Origin of the sequence: Testudinibacter sp. TW-1 (assembly GCF_050613185.1) — a bacterium.
Taxonomy (GTDB): domain Bacteria; phylum Pseudomonadota; class Gammaproteobacteria; order Enterobacterales; family Pasteurellaceae; genus Chelonobacter.
In genome coordinates this window covers 885,298-910,486 of record NZ_CP192511.1, presented here as the reverse complement: position 1 = coordinate 910,486, position 25,189 = coordinate 885,298, and the positions used below count along the sequence as shown (strand labels likewise).

20 protein-coding genes and 2 pseudogenes are annotated in these 25,189 nt (G+C 46.0%); 16 read left to right on the top strand and 6 right to left on the bottom strand.

Annotation, left to right across the window (positions count from 1 at the left end):
• Positions 1–89 precede the first annotated feature (89 nt).
• The 7 genes and pseudogenes from clpB to ACQ31U_RS04490 all read left to right on the top strand — a co-directional run bounded on the left by clpB (position 90) and on the right by ACQ31U_RS04490 (position 8,198).
• On the top strand, positions 90–2,663 hold the full coding sequence (clpB, locus tag ACQ31U_RS04520) for an ATP-dependent chaperone ClpB (protein WP_431053894.1): 2,574 nt from the start codon (positions 90–92) through the stop codon (positions 2,661–2,663).
• Positions 2,664–2,806: 143 nt separating this feature from the next.
• Positions 2,807–3,571, top strand: coding sequence for a DeoR/GlpR family transcriptional regulator (locus tag ACQ31U_RS04515; RefSeq protein ID WP_431053893.1), 765 nt, complete (start codon positions 2,807–2,809; stop codon positions 3,569–3,571).
• The gene (locus ACQ31U_RS04510; protein ID WP_431053892.1) at positions 3,568–4,242 is read left to right on the top strand and encodes a DNA-3-methyladenine glycosylase I; all 675 of its coding nucleotides are present in this window, start codon (positions 3,568–3,570) and stop codon (positions 4,240–4,242) included. The genes ACQ31U_RS04515 and ACQ31U_RS04510 overlap by 4 nt, the downstream gene beginning before the upstream one ends.
• 16 nt (positions 4,243–4,258) lie before the next feature.
• Positions 4,259–5,515: a chloride channel protein gene (locus ACQ31U_RS04505; RefSeq protein WP_431053891.1), complete on the top strand. Its 1,257-nt coding sequence runs from the start codon at positions 4,259–4,261 to the stop codon at positions 5,513–5,515.
• 63 nt (positions 5,516–5,578) lie between these two features.
• Positions 5,579–6,905 (top strand): annotated as a pseudogene (locus tag ACQ31U_RS04500) (IS3 family transposase).
• Between the two features lie 30 nt (positions 6,906–6,935).
• A pseudogene (locus ACQ31U_RS04495) lies at positions 6,936–7,679 on the top strand (ATP-binding protein); the annotation flags it as partial.
• A gap of 12 nt (positions 7,680–7,691) precedes the next feature.
• Entirely contained in the window at positions 7,692–8,198 is a 507-nt protein-coding gene (locus ACQ31U_RS04490) for a GNAT family N-acetyltransferase (protein WP_431053890.1), read from the top strand.
• 54 nt (positions 8,199–8,252) lie between these two features.
• Here the strand turns inward: ACQ31U_RS04490 and ACQ31U_RS04485 are convergent, their stop codons facing one another.
• Complete coding sequence (locus tag ACQ31U_RS04485) at positions 8,253–10,220, bottom strand: bifunctional 2',3'-cyclic-nucleotide 2'-phosphodiesterase/3'-nucleotidase (RefSeq protein ID WP_431053889.1); 1,968 nt, start codon at positions 10,218–10,220, stop codon at positions 8,253–8,255.
• A 180-nt stretch (positions 10,221–10,400) separates the two neighbouring features.
• Between ACQ31U_RS04485 and yidA the strand changes: the two genes are divergently transcribed.
• Both yidA and ACQ31U_RS04475 read left to right on the top strand, forming a co-directional pair.
• Entirely contained in the window at positions 10,401–11,213 is an 813-nt protein-coding gene (gene yidA / locus ACQ31U_RS04480; protein WP_431053888.1) for a sugar-phosphatase, read from the top strand.
• A 31-nt stretch (positions 11,214–11,244) separates the two neighbouring features.
• Entirely contained in the window at positions 11,245–12,378 is a 1,134-nt protein-coding gene (locus ACQ31U_RS04475) for a glycerate kinase (protein WP_431053887.1), read from the top strand.
• 251 nt (positions 12,379–12,629) lie between these two features.
• Here the strand turns inward: ACQ31U_RS04475 and ACQ31U_RS04470 are convergent, their stop codons facing one another.
• The 5 genes from ACQ31U_RS04470 to rpe all read right to left on the bottom strand — a co-directional run bounded on the left by ACQ31U_RS04470 (position 12,630) and on the right by rpe (position 16,594).
• Positions 12,630–13,322, bottom strand: a complete 693-nt coding sequence (locus ACQ31U_RS04470) for an ATP-dependent Clp protease proteolytic subunit (protein WP_431053886.1) — start codon at positions 13,320–13,322, stop codon at positions 12,630–12,632.
• Between the two features lie 118 nt (positions 13,323–13,440).
• Complete coding sequence (locus ACQ31U_RS04465; protein ID WP_431053885.1) at positions 13,441–14,181, bottom strand: phosphatase; 741 nt, start codon at positions 14,179–14,181, stop codon at positions 13,441–13,443.
• Positions 14,182–14,211: 30 nt separating this feature from the next.
• Positions 14,212–15,219: a tryptophan--tRNA ligase gene (gene trpS / locus ACQ31U_RS04460; RefSeq protein WP_431053884.1), complete on the bottom strand. Its 1,008-nt coding sequence runs from the start codon at positions 15,217–15,219 to the stop codon at positions 14,212–14,214.
• Positions 15,220–15,236: 17 nt separating this feature from the next.
• A complete protein-coding gene (locus ACQ31U_RS04455) occupies positions 15,237–15,899 on the bottom strand; it encodes a phosphoglycolate phosphatase (protein ID WP_431053883.1) in 663 nt (220 codons plus the stop codon).
• Between the two features lie 11 nt (positions 15,900–15,910).
• Complete coding sequence (gene rpe, locus ACQ31U_RS04450) at positions 15,911–16,594, bottom strand: ribulose-phosphate 3-epimerase (protein ID WP_431053882.1); 684 nt, start codon at positions 16,592–16,594, stop codon at positions 15,911–15,913.
• 114 nt (positions 16,595–16,708) lie between these two features.
• Here rpe and araC point away from each other — a divergent pair, with 114 nt between their 5' ends.
• The 7 genes from araC (at position 16,709) to ACQ31U_RS04415 (ending at position 25,147) form a co-directional block, all read left to right on the top strand.
• On the top strand, positions 16,709–17,638 hold the full coding sequence (araC, locus tag ACQ31U_RS04445) for an arabinose operon transcriptional regulator AraC (RefSeq protein WP_431053881.1): 930 nt from the start codon (positions 16,709–16,711) through the stop codon (positions 17,636–17,638).
• A gap of 249 nt (positions 17,639–17,887) precedes the next feature.
• The gene (locus tag ACQ31U_RS04440; RefSeq protein ID WP_431053880.1) at positions 17,888–18,871 is read left to right on the top strand and encodes a substrate-binding domain-containing protein; all 984 of its coding nucleotides are present in this window, start codon (positions 17,888–17,890) and stop codon (positions 18,869–18,871) included.
• A gap of 83 nt (positions 18,872–18,954) precedes the next feature.
• On the top strand, positions 18,955–20,433 hold the full coding sequence (locus tag ACQ31U_RS04435; protein ID WP_431053879.1) for a sugar ABC transporter ATP-binding protein: 1,479 nt from the start codon (positions 18,955–18,957) through the stop codon (positions 20,431–20,433).
• Positions 20,423–21,391 carry an ABC transporter permease gene (locus ACQ31U_RS04430; protein WP_431053878.1) on the top strand — a complete coding sequence of 323 codons (969 nt, stop codon included), beginning with the start codon at positions 20,423–20,425 and terminating at the stop codon, positions 21,389–21,391. Before ACQ31U_RS04435 ends, ACQ31U_RS04430 begins: the two co-directional genes overlap by 11 nt.
• Before the next feature lie 5 nt (positions 21,392–21,396).
• Positions 21,397–22,347 carry an ABC transporter permease gene (locus tag ACQ31U_RS04425; protein ID WP_431053877.1) on the top strand — a complete coding sequence of 317 codons (951 nt, stop codon included), beginning with the start codon at positions 21,397–21,399 and terminating at the stop codon, positions 22,345–22,347.
• Positions 22,348–22,365: 18 nt separating this feature from the next.
• On the top strand, positions 22,366–24,048 hold the full coding sequence (locus tag ACQ31U_RS04420) for a ribulokinase (protein WP_431053876.1): 1,683 nt from the start codon (positions 22,366–22,368) through the stop codon (positions 24,046–24,048).
• Positions 24,049–24,262: 214 nt separating this feature from the next.
• A complete protein-coding gene (locus tag ACQ31U_RS04415; RefSeq protein ID WP_431053875.1) occupies positions 24,263–25,147 on the top strand; it encodes a substrate-binding domain-containing protein in 885 nt (294 codons plus the stop codon).
• Positions 25,148–25,189: the final 42 nt, after the last annotated feature.

Genomic DNA, 25,189 nt, shown 5'->3' with positions numbered 1-25,189 from the left:
TAAAAATATTTTCTTGACTTTTGCTTGAAGTCTCGTTTTAGATCCCCATTTAATCCTCGTGAACAAAATTTATTCAGGAGGATTTTTTTATGAATATCGAAAAATTTACCACCAAATTCCAACAGGCGCTTGCCGAAGCGCAGTCGCTGGCGTTAGGCAATGAGCAACAATATATCGAGCCGCTGCATTTGATGGCGGCATTAATCAACCAACAAGGCGGTTCGGTGCAGCCGTTGTTACTCAGTTGCGGCGTGAATGTGGCGCAACTGAAAAGCCAACTGACCACCGAGATTGCACGTCTGGCAAAAGTGGAAGGCAACAGCGGCGATGTGCAATTGTCGCAAAGCTTAGTGCGCTTGCTCAATCGTTGCGATCAGCTGGCACAAAAACGGCAAGATAAATTTATCTCGTCCGAGCTGTTTGTGTTGGCGGCATTGGAAGACAAAACCGCACTTGGCAACGTGTTGCGCCAAAGCGGCTTGAAAGCCGAAGCGGTGGAAGCGGCAATTCAAAAAATGCGCGGCGGCGAAAGCGTGAACGATCAAAATGCGGAGGAATCACGCCAAGCGTTAGACAAATTTACCATTGACCTGACCGCGCGCGCCGAGAGTGGCAAGCTCGATCCGGTGATCGGGCGTGATGACGAAATCCGGCGTGCGATTCAAGTGTTGCAACGCCGCACTAAAAACAATCCGGTGCTGATCGGTGAGCCGGGCGTGGGTAAAACCGCGATTGTCGAAGGCTTGGCGCAGCGGATTGTCAACGGCGAAGTGCCGGAAGGCCTGCGCAATAAACGGGTGTTATCGCTGGATATGGGGGCACTGATTGCCGGTGCGAAATATCGCGGGGAGTTTGAAGAGCGTTTGAAAGGCGTATTAAACGAACTGGCGAAAGAAGAAGGGCGGGTGATTTTGTTTATCGACGAAATTCACACCATGGTCGGCGCGGGCAAATCCGACGGCGCAATGGACGCCGGCAATATGCTGAAACCGGCGTTGGCGCGCGGCGAGTTGCACTGCGTCGGCGCGACTACGCTTGATGAATACCGCCAATATATCGAAAAAGACGCGGCGTTGGAGCGGCGTTTCCAAAAAGTGCTGGTGGACGAACCGAGCGTGGAAGACACAATTGCGATTTTGCGCGGTTTGAAAGAGCGGTATGAAATTCACCACCATGTGCAGATCACCGATCCGGCGATTGTGGCGGCGGCGACGCTTTCGCACCGTTATATTTCCGACCGCCAATTGCCGGATAAAGCGATTGATTTGATCGACGAGGCGGCATCGAGTATCCGCATGGAAATCGATTCCAAACCGCAACCGTTGGATCGCTTGGAGCGGCGGATTATCCAGTTAAAACTGGAACAACAGGCGTTGCAAAAAGAAGATGATGACGCCAGCCGTAAACGCTTGCAAATGTTGGAAACCGAACTGAGCGAAAAAGAGCGTGAGTATTCCGAATTGGAAGAGGTGTGGAAAAGCGAAAAAGCCGCCCTGTCCGGCACGCAACACATTAAAGCCGAGCTGGATAACGCTCGCACCCAAATGGAACAAGCGCGCCGCGCCAGCGATTTCGCCAAAATGTCGGAGTTGCAATACGGCTTGATTCCGGAGCTGGAAAAACAGTTGCAGCAAGCGGAAGCGTCGGAAGGCAAAGAGATGACCTTGTTGCGTTATCGCGTTACCGACGAGGAGATCGCCGAAGTGTTGTCGCGTGCGACCGGCATTCCGGTTGCCCGCATGATGGAAGGCGAAAAAGAGAAACTGCTGCGCATGGAAGACGAATTGCACAAACGGGTGATCGGGCAAAGCGAAGCGGTGGAAGCGGTCGCCAATGCGATTCGCCGCAGCCGCGCCGGTTTGGCGGATCCGAACCGTCCGATTGGTTCGTTCCTGTTCTTAGGCCCGACCGGGGTGGGTAAAACCGAGCTGTGCAAAACCTTAGCGCAGTTTATGTTCGACAGCGACGACGCGATGATTCGGATCGATATGTCCGAATTTATGGAGAAACACAGTGTGTCACGCTTGGTCGGCGCGCCTCCGGGCTATGTCGGCTACGAAGAGGGCGGTTATCTGACCGAAGCCGTACGCCGCCGCCCGTATTCGGTGATTTTGCTCGACGAAGTGGAAAAAGCGCACCACGATGTGTTCAACATTCTGTTGCAAGTGTTGGACGACGGACGTTTGACCGACGGACAAGGACGCACCGTCGATTTCCGCAATACGGTGGTGATTATGACCTCCAACTTGGGTTCGGATCTGATTCAGGAAAACGTGAACGACTTGGATTACGGCTCGGTGAAAGAGCTGGTGATGTCGGTGGTCAGCCGCCATTTCCGTCCGGAATTTATCAACCGGATTGATGAAACCGTGGTGTTCCACCCGTTGGATAAAGCCAATATTCAAGCGATTGCTTCGATTCAGTTGCAACGCCTGAGCAAGCGTATGCAGGCGCACGGTTACCAAATTGGGTTCAGCCCGGCAGCGTTGGATTTTATCGGCAACGTCGGCTACGACCCGATTTACGGCGCACGTCCGCTGAAACGCGCAATCCAACAGGAAATTGAAAATCCGTTGGCGCAGCAAATTTTGTCCGGCAAATTACTACCGGGCAAACCGGTGACCGTCGATGTGGTGGATAACCGGGTGATTGCAAGCCAATAAGACTGAGGCGCATAATCTTGACCGCACTTTGTATCTAAAACCAGCAAAGTGCGGTTTTTTTGTTTAATTTTTTATCCAAGCGCCCTAATTTTATTTCGTTTGAGGTAAAATCATATAAAAAATGAACATAAAAAGGAGAAATTATGAAACAGTCGCTACGCCATAAGCAAATTGTCGAATTGGTGCTGCAACAAGGTTATATCAGCACCGAGGATTTGGTGGCGGTGTTTAAGGTGACCTCGCAAACCATTCGGCGTGATCTGAATGAGTTGGCAGAGCAAAATTTGATTCGCCGTCATCATGGCGGCGCAGCCTCTCCTTCCAGTATTGAAAACAGTGATTATCAAGAGCGTAAGCATTTCTTTTCCAAAGAAAAAGAGGCGATTGCCAAGCGGGTGGCAAGCCTGATTCCGAACGGTTCATCCCTGTTTATCGACATCGGCTCGACCCCGGAAGCGGTCGCCCATGCGCTGTTGGATCATCAACACCTGCAAATTGTGACCAACAATCTGAATGCGGCGTATATTTTGATGAAAAAAGCCGATTTTAATATTACGATTGCCGGCGGTAATTTACGCGAAGACGGCGGTATGATCGGCGAGGCAACGGTGGATTTTATTTCCCAATTCCGTTTGGATTACGGCATTTTGGGCATTAGCGCAATTGATGAGGACGGCACGCTGTTGGATTACGATTTTCATGAAGTGCAGGTGAAACGTGCGCTGATGAAAGCCTCGCGCAAGGTGTTGCTGCCGATCGACCATTCCAAATTTAACCGTCATGCCACGGTGTGTTTGGCGGCAATTCAAGAGCTGGACGTGGTGCTGACTGACCGTGAGCCGAGTGAGAAAATTTGCGACTTGTTACAACAAGCCAATGTGCAACTGGAGATTTGCAAATCAGCATGATTTTAGAAAAATTCGAGGATATTTATCAGCGTGCCGCCGCACACAAAGGCGGTGCGGCGCAACTGGAAGCGCGCTTGTGCAAGATAAAAACCGCCGAGGAACTGGCGCAAGTGCCCGATCACCGCTGGCTGGCGGAAATGACGCGCAAAGTATTCCAATGCGGCATTGTCTGGCAGGTAGTGAACAAAAAATGGGACAACTTCGAGCAGGTGTTTTGGGGCTTTGAGATTGAAAAACTGCTGCTGATGCCCGATGAATTGTGGGAAAAGAAAGCGCAGGATCCGGGTATTATCCGTTATTGGCCGAAAGTGGAAACGATTAAATACAATGCGCAGATGATTCACGAAGCCAATCTGAACGGCGGCTTTTCCAAGCTGATTGCCGAGTGGGACAGCAATAACATCACCGCACTTTGGCAGTATTTGAAAAAACACGGCAAGCGTTTGGGCGGCAACACAGGCGCTTACAGTCTACGGGCGCTCGGCAAAGACACTTTTTTACTCACCCACGATGTCGAAGCCTACCTGCGCACGCATAAACTGATTGACGGCGGCATTCAAACCCAACGCAATTTTGCGATTGCGCAACAGGTTTTCGCCGAATGGCAACAACAAAGCGGGCGTCCGCTGGCACATATCAGCCAGATTGTGGCGTTCAGTATGGGTGATTAAAACATAGGTGGCTAACATGTCGATTGGTTTGCGTTTATTTGTTTCATTGTTGGTAATTGGCATTATTGCCGGCTTAGTCGGCTTCGCACTAACCGAATTAATGCATTTTGTGCAACATCATGCCTTTGCTTATGCCTTAAATGGTGAAAATTTGCCGTTTCGCGTCGGCGTTGAGCAAGCCGAACCGAACCGCCGTTGGTTAGTGTTGACGCTATGCGGGTTGTTGGTCGGTTTCGGTTGGTATGCCATTCAACGTTGGGGGGCTAAATTAGTCGGTTTTAAAGCGGCAATGGCGGCGCCGCAACAAGGTATGCCGTTTTTTACCACCGTTTGCCACGCCCTGCTGCAAATTATCACCGTCGGCTTGGGCTCGCCATTAGGGCGTGAAAGCGCGCCGCGCGAAATGAGCGCGGCATTTGCCTCGGTGTGGATTAAACGGGCAAAATTAAGCGATGACGATGCTGCGCTGTTGATTGCCTGCGCCGCCGGTGCCGGGTTGGCGGCGGTGTATAATGTGCCGTTGGCGGCAACGGTTTTTATTCTGGAAACCTTGGTGGTGGCAATCAACAGAAGGGTTATCTTCGCCGCCTTGCTGACCTCGCTCACCGCCACCATGGTGGTGCGTTACACCTTGGGTGATTTGGTGCAATATCATTTAAGCGACAGCGAAGTTAATCATGCCCTGCTGTGGTTCGCGCTGTCGCTCGGTTTGTTGATCACGCCGGTGGTCAAACTGTTCCGTTATACCACCGCACTTGTGCCGTTTTTACCACGCACGGATAAACGGATTATTCCCTTGGCAATTTTGTTGTTCAGTTTAATCGGCGTGGTGGCGATAGCATTTCCCGATGTGCTGGGCAACGGCAAAGCGGGCAACCAGTTGGCATTTGCCGGGTTGCTGAATTGGCATGACGGTTTGGCATTATTCGCGATGAAATGGCTGGTGGTGTTGCTCGCCTTGGCAGCGGGCGCGTATGGCGGCTTGATTACGCCGTCGATGATGCTCGGCAGTATCTTGGCATTTTCGTTGGCGTTGGGCTGGAACCAATTTTTACCACCGATTTCGCTCGAAAGTGCCGCCCTGATCGGCGCCACCGCTTTTCTCGCGATTTCTCTCAAAATGCCACTGACCGCGATAGTGTTCGCCTTGGAATTGAGCCGCACTTCCGCCGCAATGTTGCTGCCGTTGGCATTGGCGGTATGCAGTGCTTGGGCGGTTGAAAAGTGGTGGTTTGACAGTAGCAAAACAAACAAAGCAAAAACCGCACTTTGAGTGAAAAGTAATCTGCCCCCAAAAGTTGGACTGCAAAACCAACTGACTAAGGTGCAGATTTTTATGACTAAATATACCCAAGCATTTAAACAACACACAGTTGAATATTACTTTCAACATGCTCAATCCCTTCGTCAAACATCAAAACACGTTCAAGTTCCACTACGCTGTATTCGTCACTGGGTTGCACAATATCAACATGCGGGCTCAGATGGCTTGCGAGTCAAACATACTGCCCGAAAATTTACCGTCGAAGAAAAGCTTCAAGCCGTCAAATTAGCCCGACAAGGGCTGTTCTCCCTTGAACACATCGCCTTAACCTTGGGTATCTCAGGAGGCACTGTTATTTCTAAATGGTTGCAACGATTCAAACAATTTGGCATAAATGGACTGATTGATAAGCCCAAAGGACGACCAGCCGTGAATAAACCGAATAAATCGAAAAAACACGTTAAGCCATTAACGCCGTTAAAACAATTAGAACAAGAGAATTTACGTTTGCGTGCGGAGAATGCCATCTTAAAAAAGTCGATGGAATTATCCCTGAAAGACGAAGCCGAAAGGCAGAAATTGTTAAAGCCTTAAACGGTGATTTTCCGCTTAATTTATTATTAGATATCATTAAGTTAGCTCGAAGCACTTACTTTTACCATCAACAACCGAAGACAGATAAAGAGGCCGATTTAAAAGCGGAAATCCGTCAAATTAAACGAGAGAATCCGCAGTATGGCTATCGCCGAGTGACATTGGCACTCGGTACGGTCAATCACAAAAAGGTGCAACGTTTGATTCAGATGATGGGCTTACAGGTGAAAGGGAGGAAAAAACGGAAATATTGTTCTTACAGAGGTGAAGTGGGTCGAATTGCTGATAATCTGTTAGTACGTCATTTTACGGCGGAAAATGCCTACGAGAAATTAGTGACCGATGTCACTGAATTCAAAGCGAAAGACGGCAATAAAGTGTATTTATCGCCGATTTTAGACTTATCTAATAATGAAGTGATTGCCTATCAACTTGGTCGTCGTCCAAACCGGGCACTGGTTGAGCAGATGTTGCGACAAGCCGTGAATAAGCTCCCGAAGGAGGCAACGCCGATATTACATTCAGACCAAGGCCGGCAGTATCAAATGCCGTCTTATCGCAAGATATTGGCAGATAATCAAATTCAAATCAGTATGTCAAGAAAGGGAAACTGCTTAGATAATGGCACAATGGAAAGTTTTTCGGCAGGCTGAAGACAGAATGTTTTTATGTTCAGCAATTTGATACGGCAGATGACATTGAGCAGGCGGTTCATCAATATATTGAGTATTACAATACTGAACGAATTCAAGTAAGATTAAAAGGATTAAGCCCGATACAATATCGAACTCAATCCGTTCATTAAGCAGTCCAACTTTTTAGGGTCAGATCAAACCTGAATTGGCAGCGCAGCACAGCCTATCCTGACCTGCGTACGATTGAAAATATTGCGCAGATGTTGGGGCGGGCATTGCATTCCTATCAGCTGTTGCGCCAGCGACAACACTTAATTTTAATGCAGGAACGCTCGATTATTGCGCGTGAATTGCATGATTCCTTGGCACAAGTGTTGGCATATCTGCAAATCCGGTTGACGTTGATACGCCGCAGTATTTTGCAAGAACTGAGCGAGGAGCGGGCGGCGAAAAGTTTGAATATTCTGCACCAATTTGAAACCGCACTTGCCGACGGTTATACCCAACTGCGCGAGCTGTTGGCGACTTTCCGTTTGACCGTCAGCGAATCGAACTTGAAACTTGCCTTGCAGGAGGTGATCAATTCGTTACAATCTCGTTCCGAAGCGCAAATCACGCTGGATTGTGCGTTACCGTCGCAATTGCTAAACGCGCAACAACAGATTCATTTACTGCAAATTGTGCGTGAGGCGGTGCTGAACAGCATTAAACACGCCCACGCCACGTTGATTGAAGTGATTGCGCGCAGTAACGACAACGGCGAAAACACCGTGATTATTCGCGATAACGGTGTCGGCATTCCATCGCTGGCGGAACCAAGTGGGCACTACGGCTTGAATATCATGCAGGAGCGAGCGCAAGAGTTGAATGCGCATTTGACCATTGCGCGTCGTGCCAGCGGCGGCACCGAAGTCAGTTTATTGTTGGCGGACGACGTGGAATAACAAGGATTACACATGACAACCATTCGGATTGAAAAAGCCCAAGCGCAAGATTTGGCGCAAATTGTGGCGATTTATAACCAAACTATCGCCAGCCGCCATATCACCTCCGATTTAGCCCCGATATCGGTTGCCGACCGACAAGCTTGGTTTGACTTTCACCGCAATAGCGCGCGCCACCCGATTTGGGCGGTGCGAAATACGCCAGATCAGCTGATCGGTTGGGCAAGCTTGTCGCCGTTTTACGGGCGACCGGCATACGATATCACCGCCGAAGCCAGTTTTTATCTGGATAACCAAGCCAAAGGCAAAGGAATTGGCACGCAAGTGGTACGTTTTTTACAACAGCAAATGCAACCGCTGCATTATTCCACTCTGCTCGCCTTTGTGTTCAAAGGCAACCCCGCCAGCGTCGGCGTGCTGCAAAAATGCGGTTTTCAGCAATGGGGCGAACTGCCGAATATCGCCGATATGCAGCAGCATAAAGAAACGTTGCTGTTGTTGGGTTACCAAACGGAATGAAAAAATCAGGGCGCATTAAATGCGCCCTAGTCGATATTTTATCAGTAGAGGGTATTACTTACTCAAATCTAACTGATACAACGCAAAACCGACTTCATCTTGTCCGACTTTTTGCATTGGGTATTGGGCGTTTTGTCGGATAAATTCGGCGGCTTTATCCGATGGCGAGGTCTCGAATACGATGGTTGCCTTGTTGTTCGGAATCGCTTTGAAACGCCAGTTTTTATCCGCTTGCGGTTTGACTTCGCCCTGTTCTTGACTGACGCGGCGGATGTAGTCGGCTAAAATCGTGCGGTTTTCGTCCGGTGCGGCGAAGGCGAGTTGACTGCCGTCGGTGCCGGGGAATTTATTGCCGAAAGCGCGGTAGTTATTGGTGGCGATTAAAAATTCCTGCGTGGGATCAACCGCTTTGCCGTTAAAGGTCAGTTCGCTGATACGGTGGGCTTCTGGGTTAATTAACTTGCAATCGCCGTCGTAACGCGCCGCTTGGGTTAAATCCACTTGGTAATTTACGCCGTCGATCACGTCAAAATTATAGCTGCGGAAATCGTCCCAGTTGATCAAACCCTGCGTCGTGGCTTTGTTTGGGTCAATTTGATTAAACTGTCCGGCGGAGCATTCCAACCACTCTTTCACTTGCGCGCCGTTGATTTTCAACGCCACTAAGGTGTTCGGATAGAGGTATAGATCCGCCGCATTGCGGAAGGTCAGCTCGCCGGTCTCCACTTCGGTATAACCGTTCGGATCATTTTTGCGTCCGCCGGCTTTAAACGGGGCGGCAGCGGAAATGACCGGTAGCTTTTCCAAATCAGGATTGCCTTGCACAAAGCGTTGTACATAATCTTGTTGTGCTTGATTGACGATTTGAATGGTCGGATCATCTTGCACCAATGCCAAGAAACTGTACATTTTGTCACTGGCTTTTCCGATCGGCTGATTGACGTAATTCAAGGTATTTTGGTGATCGTCGGCTAATGCCTCGATAATCGGTTGATAGCTGTTGGCGACCGCACTTTTGCTTTCGTTATCGTAAATCGGGCGGGCTGCGGCGGTGGCTTGGGTGACCAGCCATTTGCCGCTGTCGTTGTTCAGTTTTAAATCGATCACGCCGACGTGGCTGCCCCATGAGCCGGGCATTACCGCCGCTACGCCGTTTATCGTGCCTTTGTCTAAATCGACATTTTCAAAACCGCTGAACGATTTGCCCGGGAAGACGCCGTGCGCGTGTCCGAACGCAATCGCGTCAATGCCCTCGATTTGCGCTAACATTGCCACTACATTTTCTGCACCGTTTTCTTTATCTTCCGCTGCAGCCGATAAACCGCTGTGCGCCAAGGCAATGACTAAATCTGCGCCCTGTGCTTTCACCTGTGATACGATTTCGCGTGCGCTTTCAGTGATATCCTTCACCGCCAGTTTGCCTTCAAGGTGCTTTTTATCCCAAGTCAAAATTTGCGGCGGTACGAAGCCGATATAGGCGATTTTTAAATTTTGTGGCTGACCGTCCTCGTCGATAAATTGATAGTCTTTAAGCAGATACGGCTCGAAATACGGCTTGCCGGTGCTGACATCGATCACATTCGAGCTGATATACGGAAAATTCGCGCTGGCAAGTGCGGTTTGCATAAAGTCCAAACCGTAGTTAAATTCGTGGTTGCCGACCGTTCCGACATCATACTTCAGTAAATTCATCGCCTTAAAAACCGGGTGGGTTTCACCTTTATTTAAGCCTTTGGCAGCAGCGTAGTCCCCCATCGGGCTGCCTTGGATCACATCGCCGTTATCCACCAACACACTGTTTTTGACTTGTTGGCGTGCGGTTTGGATTAAATCAGCGGCACGGGCCAAACCTAATTTTTCGGACGGTGCGTTTTTGTAATAATCAAAATCCATCATATTGGCGTGTAGGTCGGTGGTTTCGATAATGCGCAGATCCAAATCGGCGGCGTATGCACCGATTGAAGACGAAAGTGCGGTTGCGATTAAACTACTGAGTAGTAAAGGCTTCATTTTAACAGACATAAGTGCTCCAAATATCATTGCAATCAGTAAGAAAGGTATTCTATGCGATTCAATTGGAATTGCAAAAGCATTATTGGCCATGATGACAGCGGCAGTCCGGATTTGTGCGCCAGTTCACGCAATTTTCTTTCTGTGTTCGCGACGGTAATGTTATGCTTACGCTAAGCAAAAGGAGATGATATGGCAAAGTATAAACTGATCGCCTTGGATTTAGACGGCACCTTATTGAATACACAAAAAGAAATCAGCCCGCGGAATCAAGCGGCGATTTCGGCGGCGCGGGAGCAAGGGGCGCAGGTAATTTTAGCTTCGGGACGGCCTCATATCGGTATGCAAAAATACCTAAAACAACTGGGTATGACCGGCGACAACGATTATGTGCTGTGCTTTAACGGCGCGCGAGTTGAGCGGGTGAGCGACGGGCGGGTGATCAACAGTAAAATGTTGCGCGGCAAAGACGCCAAGTTGGTTGCCGCTTACGCCAGGCAATTCGGGTTAAACACCCATGCCTTTTCGCCGACGCGCGGTTTAATCACGCCGCAAGCCAGCCATTACACTCAACATGAAGCCGATTCCAACGGGATAGATTTTACCCTGCTCGATTTTGCCGAACTGGACGATGACGAGCCGATTATCAAAAGCATGATGATCGATCCGCCGCAGTTGTTACAAACCATTATTGATGATATGCCGAGTGAACTCCGCGCACGTTACACCATTGTACGCAGTGCGCCGTTTTTCTTGGAGTTTATCCACCCTGAAGTGAATAAAGGCGCGGGGGTAGCCGCGTTGGCGCAACACTTGCAGATTCAGCCCGAAGAAATTATCTGCTGCGGCGATGCCGGCAATGATCTGCATATGCTGCAATACGCCGGGCTCGGTGTGGCGATGGGCAATGCCACCGACGAGCTGAAAGCGATTGCCGACTATATCACCGCCGATCATAACGAATCCGGCGTTGCCGAGGTGATCGAGAAATTTATTTTAGCCTAAGTGCGGAATGAAACTTAATGAAGGATAAATCATGAAAATTGTCATTGCCCCCGATTCGTTTAAAGAGAGTTTGACCGCACTTGAAGTGGCGGAAGCCATTGAAAGCGGGTTTAAGAAAATTTTTCCGCAAGCCGAATATATCAAAGTGCCGATGGCAGACGGCGGCGAAGGCACGGTGCAGTCGTTAGTCGATGCGACCGGCGGACGCTTGCTGGAGGTGGCGGTGACCGCACCGTTGGGCGAGAAAACCACCGCTTTCTTCGGCTTATCCGGCGACGGTAAAACCGCGATTATCGAAATGGCGGCGGCGTCCGGCTTGCATTTGGTGCCGCCGGCACAGCGCAATCCGTTGCTGACCACCAGTTACGGCACCGGCGAGCTGATTAAAGCCGCACTTGATCACGGGGTTGAAAAAATCATTTTAGGTATCGGCGGCAGTGCCACCAATGACGGCGGTGTCGGTATGCTACAGGCATTAGGCGTGGATTTTCGCGACCAACAACAGCAACCACTTGGCTTTGGCGGTGAAAAATTAGCGCAAATCGCAGCGATTACATTGGATCGGCTTGATCCGCGTTTACAACGGGTGGAAATCGAAGTGGCGTGCGATGTGGATAATCCGCTGTGCGGACAACACGGCGCTTCGGCGACCTTCGGACCGCAAAAAGGCGCTACTCCGGCGATGGTGTTACAGTTAGATCGGGCGTTGGCGCATTTTGCCGCGATTGCCAAACGGCAGTTGGGCTTGCAAATCAGCGAGGTTGCCGGCGCCGGCGCGGCGGGCGGCATGGGCGGCGGTTTATTGTTGCTGCCGAACGTGACGTTGCGCCCGGGCGTGCAGATTGTGGTGGAAGCGGTGAATTTGGCGCAGCAATTGCAAGATGCGGATTTGGTGATCACCGGCGAAGGGCGGATCGACGGGCAAACCGTACATGGTAAAACGCCGATTGGCGTTGCCAAAACGGCGAAGCGGTTTAACAAGGCGGTGATTGCGATTTCCGGCTGCCTGCGTGATGATTATGAAGCGGTGTACGCCCACGGTATTGACGCAGTATTCCCGATTATCACCCAATTGGGTTCGCTAGAAGAAACCTTAGCCAATGGACGCAAAAATCTGATTTCAACCGCACAGAATATTGCGCGCATTTATCAAATGACCCGTTGATCGTTCCACTATTTGTTGTCGATAGTTATTAAGAATTGGGTTACTAGCTTCCCTCTCCCTTAATGGGAGAAGGTGTCCGTAAGGGCGGATGAGGGTGAAATTCCCACAAAAACATTTATCACCCCTCATCCTGATTTTAGCTTCTGAACGAAGCTAAAACCTGCCCTTCTCCCACAAGGGGGGAGAAGGGAGGATCTGCGTGGATGACCGTATTTTTCAGGCAAAGTGCGGTTTAAGCGACAGGGAATGCACTATTCGCCGTCTTGCATAATATGATAGCTGATCGGGGTTTGTTCGATTTTTTGCGCCATGCCGCTGATCAGCTTTTTATCCTTCACTTCATCGGCGGTGAGCAGCAAGCGCGTGCCTTCGCTGTGCAAGAAGCGGCTGATCTCCTGATCGCTATAATGGGTGCATTGTTTGTAGGTATCAAAAAACACTTGATTATACATCTGCGATTCTTTTTTCAGATTATCAATATCATCCGGGCGCAGCAGCCCTTCCGAGCCGGTTAAGCTGGAGGCGTGCAGTAAAAATTTGCCGCCCGGCAGTGATAACCGTTCTTCCGCACCGCAGAAAATAATGGTTGCCGAAGAACCGACCATGGATAAATTGACCGTAGTCACCGGAATTTTCGAACTTTTCACCGCCCAGTGGGCAATCTGCCCGCTGTCCATATCGCCGCCGTCACTGTTGAGATACAGATAGATTTTTTTCAACTGCGGATAATGAATATTAATGTCGTCAAGCGCATAGACTAAGTCGGAAACTAAATTCGGCTCGACCGGGGCGGTATAGAAAATCTTTGCGCTTTCGGCGCGGTTATTCTCGACATAATCCTGCGGAATTTTTTTCAGTTCGGCATGGGCGGCAAAAGAGAAGCTCAGGCAGCCGCTTAACAGGGCAAAGGTGGTAAGTGCGGTTTTGTTTTTTAGGATTTTCATGGTGATCTCGCTGTAGAAAATTAAAATGCCGCTTATTATCGAATAAGCGGCAAAAAATAAAAACCGAGATTACCTAATTTTAAGTAATTTTGTGCGCCAATTATATCAATTGGAGTAGTTACAGATCGGCGAATTCGGCAATTTTTGCCCAACCGCGGCTTTCCAGAAAATCGAGCAGCACCCGCGGACTTTGGTTTAGCACCCGCTGCGGCGGAAAATCAACCTCAGCCAATAATGCCAAACTATGGCTGAAATCGCCCAAATAACCGGCATAATGCGAATCGGAACCGATACTGACCCAACCGCCGGCGTCGCGCACCGCGGCGGCAATGGTCAGGCAGTTGTCATAGCTGCCGACGCGCGAATGCAAAAACGAGGAATTATTGACTTCCAAGGCGACATTGTATTCCGCCGCCGCTTGTGCCACCGCCACGGCATCAATCGGAAATTTCGGGTTGCCCGGGTGGGTGATGATATCCACCTTTCCGCTTTTGATACAATTAATCAGCGCTTCGGTGTGATCATCGCGCGAACTTGGCTGAATTGACGGCGGATGAAAGCCCGCCAACACCAAATCCAATGAACGGCGCATACGATCGTTACAATCGGTTTCGCCGTCAGTATTCAAGATATTGGCTTCGATACCGCGCAAAATACCGACGCCGTCAATAAAACGCGGCAGAATCGCCAGATTGGAAAAATGCCATTCGTGCGGCGCGTCGCCCAGTGCCGGACCGTGGTCGGTATTGGCAAACAGGCGGATACCGCGTTGTTTGGCGACGGCGATATACTCATGCAAGGTGCTGTAAGCATGGCTGCTGGCAATGGTATGCGTATGTAAGTCAACCGGATATGTCATGTTTTCCTCTGTTATTTGCCAACTGCACTTTTACGGTCTTGCCACAAATCCGACCGTATCATATACCTTACGCAAGGTTTCGGCGGCTCTGGCTTGGGCTTTTTCCGCCCCTTCGCGTAAAATACGGTTTAACAAGGCTTCATCATTACGGAAATGTTGGAAGCGCGCTTGCAGTTCGGTCAGCATGGCTGACACTTCATCGGCAACCGCACTTTTCAGGTGTCCGTACATTTTGCCGTCAAATTCCGCTTCTAACTCGGCAATGGTTTTGCCGGTTACGCCGGATAAAATATCCAACAAATTGGACACTCCGGCTTTGTTTTCACGGTCGTATTTCACCACTGGCGGCTCGTCGGAATCGGTGACCGCTCTTTTGATTTTTTTCGCCACCGCTTTCGGATCTTCCAACAAACCGATCACGTTGTTGCGGTTGTCGTCGGATTTTGACATTTTTTTGGTCGGTTCTAACAGTGACATCACGCGCGCCCCGGCTTTCGGGATAAAAGCTTCCGGCACAGTGAACGGATCGCCGTACAGCGCATTGAAACGCTGGGCAATATCACGGCTGATTTCCAAATGTTGACGTTGATCATCGCCCACCGGCACTTGATTGGCTTGATACAGCAAAATATCCGCCGCCATTAGCACCGGATAGGTAAACAAGCCGACATTGACGTTTTCTTCGTAGCGCGCAGATTTGTCTTTAAACTGGGTCATACGGCTCATTTCGCCGAAATAACTGTAGCAGTTCAGCACCCACGCCAGCTGAGTGTGTTCCGGCACGTGCGATTGCACAAAAATGGTGCTTTTTTCCGGATCGATTCCGGCGGCAAGGTAAATCGCCAAAGTATCTAAGGTCGCATTGCGCAAGGCTTGCGGATCTTGGCGCACGGTGATGGCGTGCAAATCGACAATACAAAACAGGCAATCAAATTCGTCCTGCATTTTCGCCCATTGACGCAGCGCGCCCAAATAGTTGCCGATGGTTAATTCGCCCGACGGTTGCACCCCGCTGAATACGACTGGTTTTTTGCTCATGGTTATTTTCCTTAGAATTAATTGATCACGTTTAAAATATCGGCAAAATCGTCAAACACCCAATCCGGATTAGATTCGCTGATCGGAATATTGTAATTGTAGCCGTAAGTCAGCCCGACCACCGGACTGCCTGCGCTGTGTGCCGCCAGAATATCATTTTTTGAATCGCCGACAAACAGCAGTTGTTTCGGACAAATCCCGAATTTGCCGCACAGATAGTACAACGGCGCAGGGTGTGGTTTAATCGCCGGTAGCGATTGACCGCCTAATAATTCGGAAAAGAGATGATCGATACCGAACGCCGCCAGCACCGGCTGCACGTGCTTGGTCGGCTTATTGGTCACCACCGCCAACAGATAGCCCTGCGCTTTCAGGGTTTCTAAGGTCTGTTTTACCTTCGGATAAAGGCGGCTTTTATTGCAAATATTTTCACCGTAATAAAACCCGAACCGTTTTTTCAGTTGTCGGATTTGTTCTTCGTCCAGCTCCGCTTTGCTCCATTCCAAGCCGCGTGCCAGTAGCACCTCAGCCCCGTTGCCGATCCAGGTCAGCACCAACTCTTCAGGCGCTTGCGGCAAGCCGACCTCGGCAAAGGCTTGATTAAGCGACAGGGCTAAATCGGGCAAACTATCGACCAGCGTGCCGTCCAGATCAAAGGCAATCAGTTTAAATTGGCTCATGTTTCTCTTCCTTAAATCACATCATTTTTCAAACCGGCAAGCTGTTGGCGCATTTGCGTGATGACCTGCACATAATCCGGTTGATCGAAAATCGCCGAACCGGCGACAAACATATCCGCGCCGGCAGCGGCGATTTCCGCGATATTGTTCACTTTCACCCCGCCGTCCACTTCCAAGCGAATGTCAAAACCGCTTGCTTTAATCCGCGACCGCACTTGGCGCAATTTATCCAAGGTCGCCGGAATAAAGGATTGACCGCCAAAGCCCGGATTGACCGACATCAGCAAAATTACATCGACTTTGTCCATCACATAATCCAAATAAGACAACGGCGTTGCCGGATTGAATACCAACCCCGCCTTACAACCGCAACTGCGGATCAACTGCAAAGTGCGGTCGATATGTTCGCTGGCTTCGGGGTGAAAGGTGATGTAATCCGCCCCTGCCGCCGCGAAATCCGGAATAATCCGATCGACCGGCTTCACCATCAAATGCACATCAATCGGCGCGGTAATCCCATAATCACGCAACGCCTTACACACCGCCGGCCCAAAGGTCAGATTCGGCACATAATGGTTGTCCATCACATCAAAATGAATCACGTCAGCACCGGCTTCCAGCACGTTTTTGACATCATCGCCTAAACGCGCCAAGTCCGCAGAGAGAATCGAAGGAGCAATTAAATAGGGTTGCATAAATCACCTTTTGTCGTCTGAAAATATCGTTTGAAAAGTCATGAAAGTGCGGTAAAGAGGGGTAGTTTACTACTTAATCGGAGGAGAGTTAAGGGATTATCTTGGATAAACGGATTGAATTATGCCAGAGATAACGGTATTTTTATCCGCATTGATTTTGTAATGAGTGAGTATCTGATTTTGGACATAAATCGACAAAAACAAGATGTGCCGCTATTGTCTGATTATCCGTTTGATATGGATTTGGTGGCGGGTCGTACACTCATTGAAAAAGATAATTACCTTGATGATATTATCAATCGTCCGCAGGGGATGAAAGGCTATATTATTAACTTAACGACCAGAGGGCGAGGGGCGGTTTTTGACGGTGAAAAAACATTTTTGGCCGATAAAGGGGATTTGTTACTGTTCTCGCCACAAGCTATTCACCATTATTGCCGGGAACCTGCCTATTATTCGTGGTACCACCAATGGATTTATTTCAGACCAAGAGCATTCTGGATAGATTGGTTACGTTGGTCCTCAACAGAAAATGGTATCGGACGTTTGAGCATTCAAAACAAAGAAGAGTATCAAACTATCTTAGATTTATTTATGAAAATCGAAAAACTTTCAAAGGAAAATGAAGTTTTTGCCAAAGATACCACGATGTGCTTTCTCGAATTATTACTGATAAAATGCGCCAGATTAGATCCTGAGAATGTAGAGCATAAACCGCATAATGCGCTAGATTTGAGGATTGATACGGTATGCAACTTGATTTTAAATGATCTTCAGCAAAACCATAAAATCGATTACTTTGCCAGACGGGTAAATCTGTCAACCTCCAGATTAACTCACCTTTTTTCGGAACAATTGGGCATGAGTCTTACCCAATGGCGGGATAACCAACGTATGGAAAATGCCAAGAAGTTATTGTATACCTCGGATATTTCCATTATGAGTATTGCCAAACAAGTTGGATTTGATGATCAGCTGTATTTTTCAAAAGTATTCAAAAAATATTGCGGAGTCAGCCCGTCCGTCTTTCGTCACTCTAGATAAATTTAAACAAGTGACCGTCATCACAAAAAAATTTCTTCTGCCAAATAGTCTATATAAATAGCCGAATTTTACATATAACTTAGGATAGCTTTCGGCTATTATTCCGACAGACTAAAAAATCACCATGAGTTGTTATGATTTTATTTATTTAAAATCATGGGGTTGTATTGTTTTTTAGTCATGCATATTGATAGGGATGTAATATGCCAATAGCAAAAATAACCATGTTCATAATATATGAGGTGAATAATGAAAAAGCTGACGATTAAAAATCTATTATTGACGGGGCTATTAGGTATGACGGTTCTTGTGCCGAATGTCATGGCAAAAGATGTCGAGATAGTTAATATTTCTAAAATAGCAGGTATGCCATGGTTTAACCGTATGGCGGAAGGGGTTGAACAAGCTGGAAAAGATTTTGCTGTAAATGCTTATCAAATTGGACCTTCCAGTACGGATGCGCCACAGCAAGTCAAATTAATCGAAGATTTGATCGCCAAAAAAGTCGATTCGATTTCGATTGTGCCAAATGATGCAAATGTTTTAGAGCCGGTGCTTAAAAAAGCAAAACAGCAAGGCATTGTCGTGCTGACACATGAATCTGTCGGACAACCCAGTGCGGATTGGGATATCGAAATCATTGATAATGCCCAATTTGCCGCTGATTACGTAGAAGAAGTGGCTAAAGTTATGGATGGAAAAGGCGGTTATGTGATTTACGTCGGCGGTTTGACTGTGCCGCAGCATAATCTTTGGGCGGATCTGTTCGTCAAATATCAGAAAGAACATTATCCGGAGATGTTCGAAGTGACAACTCGTATGCCGGTTGCTGAAAATATTGACGATGCTCGTCGTACCACATTGGATTTGATGAAAGCGCATCCGGATTTGAAAACGGTCGTTTCTTTTGGTTCACAAGGTCCGATTGGCGCCGGGTTAGCGGTGAGAGAGAAACGGATGAAAGATAAGTTCTTCGTTTTCGGTATGATGATTCCTTCCCAAGCCGCTTCTCTGATTAAGAGTGGCAACATCACCATGGGAATTACCTATGATCCTGCTTCAGGAGGTTATGCTCTCGCTGCGGTAGCTGCCAAGCTATTAAAAGGTGATGAAATTATTGATGGTTTTGAAATTCCTAACGTAGGTAAAGCCGTTGTGGATAAAGATAACCGTCTGATTCAATTCCATAAAGTATTAAAAGTAACGAAAGAAAACATCGATAGTCTGTATTAATTGAAGTGTAAAATTATGGATTCTCTTTGGTATGGGAATCCATAATATTTTGATAAGGAATCTTCATTTTAAAGGTGGTTATTATGACTTTTATTACCATGGAAAATATTTCTAAAACCTTTTATGGTGTGAAAGCATTAAATAGTGTCTCATTGACCTTAGATAAAGGTGAAGTGTTGTGTTTGGCCGGGCAAAATGGTTGTGGTAAATCAACACTAATCAAAATTTTGTCTGGGGTCTATCAACCAGACAAAAATGCCAAAATAAAAATAGATGTTGATGAATATAGCCAATTAACACCAAAAGAATCTATTAAAAAAGGCATTCAGGTTATTTATCAGGATCTTTCTTTATTTCCTAATTTAACGGTAGCTGAAAATATTGCAATCAATTTATATCATGATCATTTTTTATCGAGCAAGAAAAATATTAATTCAGTAGCGACAAAGACCTTAAAAAATATTCATGCTGAGTTAGACCTTAATGCCATTGTCGAAACATTGTCTGTTGCTCAACAGCAATTGGTTGCGATTTGCCGAGCACTGGCACAGGAAGCACGTTTGATTATTATGGATGAGCCGACAGCCTCTTTGACGGTGCAAGAGGTACAATCGTTATTACGCATTGTACAGCAGCTTAAAAATGCCGGTATCAGTATCATTTTTGTAAGCCACAAGTTAAATGAAGTCATTTCGGTATCCGATCGGGTAATGGTACTAAAAGATGGAAACCTGGTCGGGAATTATCCGATAGCGGAAATGAATGAGAAAAAATTAGCTTATTTAATGACAGGTATTGAGTTTAATTATGAGAAATTATTACCAATAACAGGATCAGAGCCTCTTTTAACGGTTAATAATTTATCTAAAACGAATCAATACCAAGATATTTCATTCTCAGTACATAAAGGAGAAGTTGTTTCCATTATCGGTTTGTTGGGTTCTGGCAGGACTGAGCTCTGTTTAAGTTTATTTGGGGTGACATCGCCAGATAGCGGAGAAATTATTTTAGATAATAAAAAAATCGAATTTAAAACTAATCGTGATGCAATTGCTTCAGGTATTGGATATGTATCAGAAGATAGAATGGCAACCGGGTTAGTGATGAATTCATCGATTAAGGATAATATTATCTCAACTATTTTTAATAAAATCACTTCAAAAATCGGTTTGATTGATGAGGATCGTGTTACATCATATAGTAATTATTTAATTAACCAGCTAAAAATTAAGTCTCCGGATTCTGAATTGCCAGTGAATACTTTGTCGGGTGGTAATGCACAGCGGGTTTCTATTGCTAAATGGCTAGCTATTAAACCTGATTTGTTAATTTTAGATGAGCCGACTATTGGCGTTGATATTGCTAATAAGGAAGGAATTTTTAATATTGTTAAATCGCTTTCTATTCAAGGTATTTCTGTAATTGTTATCACAGATGAAGTTGAAGAAGCTTACTATAACAGCCATCGAATTTTTGTTATGAAATCAGGAAGAATAAGTCATGAATTTTTAGCGAGCGAAACAAGTGAAAGTGAAATTTTGGAGGCGATCAATGAAAAATAAATCTATTTCGCAAAATTTCTTTTTAATGATAACCATATTGGTTATTTCTATTTATTTAACGCTTAAAACAGATGATTTTCTGACAATAGAAAACTTTTATGACGTGATTAATAGCTATGCAATGTTAGCTATTTTAGCTTGTGGTTTGTTTATTGTGCTTATTTCCGGTGGGATAGATATTTCTTTTCCGGCAATAACAATAATCTCACAATATATTATGGTGTCATTTATCATGCAGTATGATGGGAATTATTTGGTGGTTTTTCTGATTTCTATTCTATCGGGGATTACGCTAGGGTTAATTAATGCTTTCATCGTGAATAAACTCAATGTTCCTTCTATCATTATTACCATATCAACCTTAAATATATTCTATGGTCTCTTATTATATATTACCAAGGGAACTTGGTTGTATGATTATCCGGCTTGGTTTCAAGAGGAAGTTGTTTTATTCAAATCATCAACATCAGATGGATTTGAATATGGTTTGTCTTTTCAGTTCATGTTATTACTTGCTGTCATTTTTCTGACAGGCTTTATCATGAATAAAACTAGTATTGGTCGAAAAATTTATGCATTGGGTGGTAATGCCGAAGCGGCATCAAGAGTTGGTTTTAGCTTATTAAAACTTCATCTTTTTGTTTACGGTTATATGGGATTTACCGCAGGAATCGCCGGAATTGTCCAATCTTATACCGTGCAAACCGTTGCGCCTGATTCATTATTGGGCTATGAGCTGACGGTGTTAGCGGCAGTGGTACTCGGCGGCACTAGCTTGATTGGCGGAAAAGGAACATTGTCGGGCACGATAATGGGGGTGGTGTTACTTGCAATCATTCAAAATGGATTGAATCTTTTAGGGATTTCTTCGTACTGGCAAACTGTCGTTACGGGTCTCATTATCGTCTTCAGTGTGAGCATGACTGCATGGAGTCAGCGAAATAAGATGGGAGTATAATCGTTATGAAAAAGCTTAATGACAATTCCTTTAAATACCTGATGATATTATTGATCGGTATCACGTTAATGTTTAGCTTTTTGATTCCGGATATTTTTTGGTCGTTAAATAATTTCCAATCGATAGCTTCGCAAATGCCGATTTTGGGTGTGCTAACACTGGCAATGGCGATTACGATGCTAACGGGTGGTATTAATTTATCGATTATTGCCACTATGAATTCATGTTCACTGGTTATGGCATTTTATTTGGTAAATAATCCGTCTTCAATTTTAATCGCAATATTATTGGGATTGGTTACTGCGATTATTATTGGATTGGTGAACGGTTTATTAATTGCGGTTGTCAGGGTGTCTCCTATCCTCGCCACGTTAGGAACAATGACGCTATTAAATGGTGTAAATGTTTTATTATCAAAGGGCTCTGCAGTTTCGAATTTTTCCGATAGCCTTCTGATACTAAACAGTGGTGCTTGGTTAGGTGTGCCGATTCCATTAATTATTTTTATTCTGTTATCGATTGGATTGTGGATTATTTTTGATAAAACGACACTTGGAAAATCAATTTATTTTATTGGTAATAACGAACGAGCAACGTATTTTTCTGGAATTAATACTAAAAAGGTTCTTGTTTTAGTCTATGTTATTTCCTCTATCCTTTGTGTGGCAGCCGCACTTTTAATGATGTCTAAACTGAATTCCGCTAAAGCCTCTTATGGAGATTCTTATTTATTAACGGCAATTTTAGCCACAGTGCTAGGTGGAGTAAACCCTGATGGCGGCAAAGGAAAATTAGTTGGTATTCTAATTGCGTTAATCATGCTACAGACATTGGAAAGTGGGTTAAATATTATTGGTGTTAGCAGTTATATCACTATGGCATTATGGGGTGCATTATTAATTGTGTTTATTTTCTTACAAAAATATCAATTTAATTTTCTCACAAGAAAACAATAATTATAGAGGGTTACCATTATGTTAGAAAAATTTGTTATCGGCTTGGATTTTGGTAGTGATTCCGTTCGTTCATTATTGGTAAATTGCCAAAGCGGGGAAGAAGTTGCCACCTATGTGATTAATTATCCGCGTTGGAAAAAAGAGCTTTATTGTGATTCGGAAAATAACCAGTTCCGTCATCATCCTTTAGACTATATTGAATCAATGACGGAGGCGATTTGTAAAATTACACAAACCATCGACGAAAATGTGAGACAAAATATTGTTGGTATCGGAATTGACGCTACAGGTTCGACCCCCGCCCCAATTGATGAACATGGAAATGTTTTAGCATTAAAAGAACAATTTAAAGACAATCCGAATGCAATGTTTGTCTTATGGAAAGATCATACGGCAACGAAAGAAGCCGATTATATTACCGAATTATGCCATAGCGGCAAATATCCGGATTATACGAAATATATCGGCGGCATTTATTCCGCCGAATGGTTTTGGGCGAAGATAACCCATATCCAAACGATTGATACTGAAGTCAGACAACATGCGGTGAATTGGGTTGAATTATGTGACTGGGTACCTGCGTTACTGTCCGGTACAACCGCGCCTGTGCAGTTAAAAAGAGGTCGTTGTACTGCGGGACATAAAAGTTTATGGCATCCGGATTGGGGTGGTTTACCGTCAATTGAATTTTTGCAGGCATTACACCCATCAATTACAGAGAACTTGCAAACACCGCTCTTTACCGAAACTCAGACGGCAGATATTGCCGTCGGTACGATAACTGCCGAATGGGCAGCAAAATTAAATTTACCTTCGCAGGTCGTAATTTCAGGTGGCGCGCTGGATTGCCATATGGGAACCGTTGGTGCCGGCGCATCAAAAAATACTTTGGTTAAAGTGATCGGCACCTCTACCTGTGATGTTCTGATTACGGATTATGAAACGGTAAATAGGCGTTCTATTGAGGGAATATGCGGTCAAGTTGATGGTAGCGTTGTGCCTAATGCCATTGGCTTAGAGGCTGGACAGTCCGCTTTTGGGGATGTTTATGCCTGGTTTGCCAGAATGCTAAGCTGGCCTTTAGATCACTTGCAACAGCAGCAACCGCACTTGCAACCGGATATTGACGCATTTAGGCAAAAATTATTAGTGAATCTGGCAGAAGAGTGGAATAGAAACCCGCGTCTAGAGCATTTGCCATTGACTTTGGATTGGTTTAATGGACGTAGAACGCCTTTTGCTAATCAGAAATTAAAAGGGGTTATTTCAGGTATTGGCTTAGGCACTGATGCGAGTTCAATATTTGGATCGTTGATTGTGGCGACGGCTTTCGGCTCCAAAATGATTATGGAATGTTTGGCTTCTCAACAAGTTCCGGTTGAAAAAATTATTGCATTAGGGGGTATTGCTCGGAAATCAGCGGTGGTAATGCAGACTTGTGCCGATGTGATGGAAAAGCCGATTCAGATTGTAAAATCTGATCAATGTTGTGCCTTAGGTGCTGCGATTTTTGCCGCCGTTGCTGCAGATGTTTATCCGACGGTAGAAGCGGCGCAAACGTTTATGGCAAGTAAAATGGAAAAAACATATTATCCGAACGAGAATCGGAGTCAACGTTATAGTCTGCAATATCAGCAATATAAAGAATGGACGGAAGCAACCGAACCGCTATATAACAAATTTTTTGAAAAAACACATTAATTTTGCATACTATTTTAATCATATTCAAAACTTGTCATATCGCCGCCGGTTTTAAAAATTGGCGGTTTATTTTTAGCAAAAAAGCTACCTGGATCATATTTTTGAACTTTTTTAATTTACACGTGTAAAGATGGTTGCTATAACTCAGATTGTACTTAGGCATTTTAAGTGCATTAGGATTTTAATCAGTCAATTCCAAAATTGGAGATGTGTTATGAAAAAATTATTCAAACGATTTCTTCTAGGTGGTGCAGTTGCAATAACGTGTGGTAGTGCGTGGGCGGCAGATTTGGTTGGTGCTTCATTATTGACTCAACAGCACCCGTTTTATATTGAACTTGCTGACGCAATTAAGGCGGAAGCAAAAGAAAAAGGCGTTGATTTAGAAGTGTCAATCGCCAATCAGGATTTGGGCAAGCAATTAGCCGATGTTGAAGATTTTATTGTGAAAGGTGCGAAAGCGATCATTATTTCACCAGTCGATAGTAAAGGCGTATTGCCGGCAATTAAAAAAGCGCAAAGTGCGGGGATTAAGGTGATTACGGTTGATGTACCTGCTGATGGAATCGAAGTCACATCTTACGTTGGCACTGATAACTATACCGGTGGGGTGAAAGCCGGTGAGCTGATGGCAAAAGTGCTGAATAATAAAGGCAATGTTGCGATTATTGATTACCCGACCGTGCAATCGGTGGTGGCTCGGGTTGATGGTTTTAAGCAAGCGTTATCAAATTATCCGGAGATTAAAATTGTCGCACAGCAAACAGGGATTACCCGTGCGGAAGCCTTAGCCGTTGCACAAAATATGTTGCAAGCTAATCCGGATATCCAAGGCATTTTCGGTTTTGGCGATGATGCCGCATTAGCGGCGGCTGTTGCAGTGAAATCGGCGCGCTTGCAGGATCAGGTTAAAGTAATTGGGTTTGACGGCATGAAAGAAGCCAGAGATGCGGTTGATTCTGATCCGGTTATGGTAGGTGTGATCCAACAATATCCTGACAAAATGGGACGGGAAGCGTTAAATACCGCAGTAAAAGTACTTGCCGGTGAAGAGGTTGCCAAAGAGCAGCCGATAGAGCCGGGTGTTTATACCAAATAGTCGCTTCAACCAAGCTTGTTGGCGGGATAGACTTTCCCCGCC

What these genes read in the sequence shown, in the direction of transcription:
- clpB (WP_431053894.1), top strand. Translation starts at nt 90, where the DNA reads ATGAATATCGAAAAATTTACCACCAAATTCCAACAGGCGCTTGCCGAA.
- ACQ31U_RS04515 (WP_431053893.1), top strand. Translation starts at nt 2,807, where the DNA reads ATGAAACAGTCGCTACGCCATAAGCAAATTGTCGAATTGGTGCTGCAA.
- ACQ31U_RS04510 (WP_431053892.1), top strand. Translation starts at nt 3,568, where the DNA reads ATGATTTTAGAAAAATTCGAGGATATTTATCAGCGTGCCGCCGCACAC.
- ACQ31U_RS04505 (WP_431053891.1), top strand. Translation starts at nt 4,259, where the DNA reads ATGTCGATTGGTTTGCGTTTATTTGTTTCATTGTTGGTAATTGGCATT.
- ACQ31U_RS04490 (WP_431053890.1), top strand. Translation starts at nt 7,692, where the DNA reads ATGACAACCATTCGGATTGAAAAAGCCCAAGCGCAAGATTTGGCGCAA.
- ACQ31U_RS04485 (WP_431053889.1), bottom strand. Translation starts at nt 10,220, where the DNA reads ATGTCTGTTAAAATGAAGCCTTTACTACTCAGTAGTTTAATCGCAACC.
- yidA (WP_431053888.1), top strand. Translation starts at nt 10,401, where the DNA reads ATGGCAAAGTATAAACTGATCGCCTTGGATTTAGACGGCACCTTATTG.
- ACQ31U_RS04475 (WP_431053887.1), top strand. Translation starts at nt 11,245, where the DNA reads ATGAAAATTGTCATTGCCCCCGATTCGTTTAAAGAGAGTTTGACCGCA.
- ACQ31U_RS04470 (WP_431053886.1), bottom strand. Translation starts at nt 13,322, where the DNA reads ATGAAAATCCTAAAAAACAAAACCGCACTTACCACCTTTGCCCTGTTA.
- ACQ31U_RS04465 (WP_431053885.1), bottom strand. Translation starts at nt 14,181, where the DNA reads ATGACATATCCGGTTGACTTACATACGCATACCATTGCCAGCAGCCAT.
- trpS (WP_431053884.1), bottom strand. Translation starts at nt 15,219, where the DNA reads ATGAGCAAAAAACCAGTCGTATTCAGCGGGGTGCAACCGTCGGGCGAA.
- ACQ31U_RS04455 (WP_431053883.1), bottom strand. Translation starts at nt 15,899, where the DNA reads ATGAGCCAATTTAAACTGATTGCCTTTGATCTGGACGGCACGCTGGTC.
- rpe (WP_431053882.1), bottom strand. Translation starts at nt 16,594, where the DNA reads ATGCAACCCTATTTAATTGCTCCTTCGATTCTCTCTGCGGACTTGGCG.
- ACQ31U_RS04440 (WP_431053880.1), top strand. Translation starts at nt 17,888, where the DNA reads ATGAAAAAGCTGACGATTAAAAATCTATTATTGACGGGGCTATTAGGT.
- ACQ31U_RS04435 (WP_431053879.1), top strand. Translation starts at nt 18,955, where the DNA reads ATGACTTTTATTACCATGGAAAATATTTCTAAAACCTTTTATGGTGTG.
- ACQ31U_RS04430 (WP_431053878.1), top strand. Translation starts at nt 20,423, where the DNA reads ATGAAAAATAAATCTATTTCGCAAAATTTCTTTTTAATGATAACCATA.
- ACQ31U_RS04425 (WP_431053877.1), top strand. Translation starts at nt 21,397, where the DNA reads ATGAAAAAGCTTAATGACAATTCCTTTAAATACCTGATGATATTATTG.
- ACQ31U_RS04420 (WP_431053876.1), top strand. Translation starts at nt 22,366, where the DNA reads ATGTTAGAAAAATTTGTTATCGGCTTGGATTTTGGTAGTGATTCCGTT.
- ACQ31U_RS04415 (WP_431053875.1), top strand. Translation starts at nt 24,263, where the DNA reads ATGAAAAAATTATTCAAACGATTTCTTCTAGGTGGTGCAGTTGCAATA.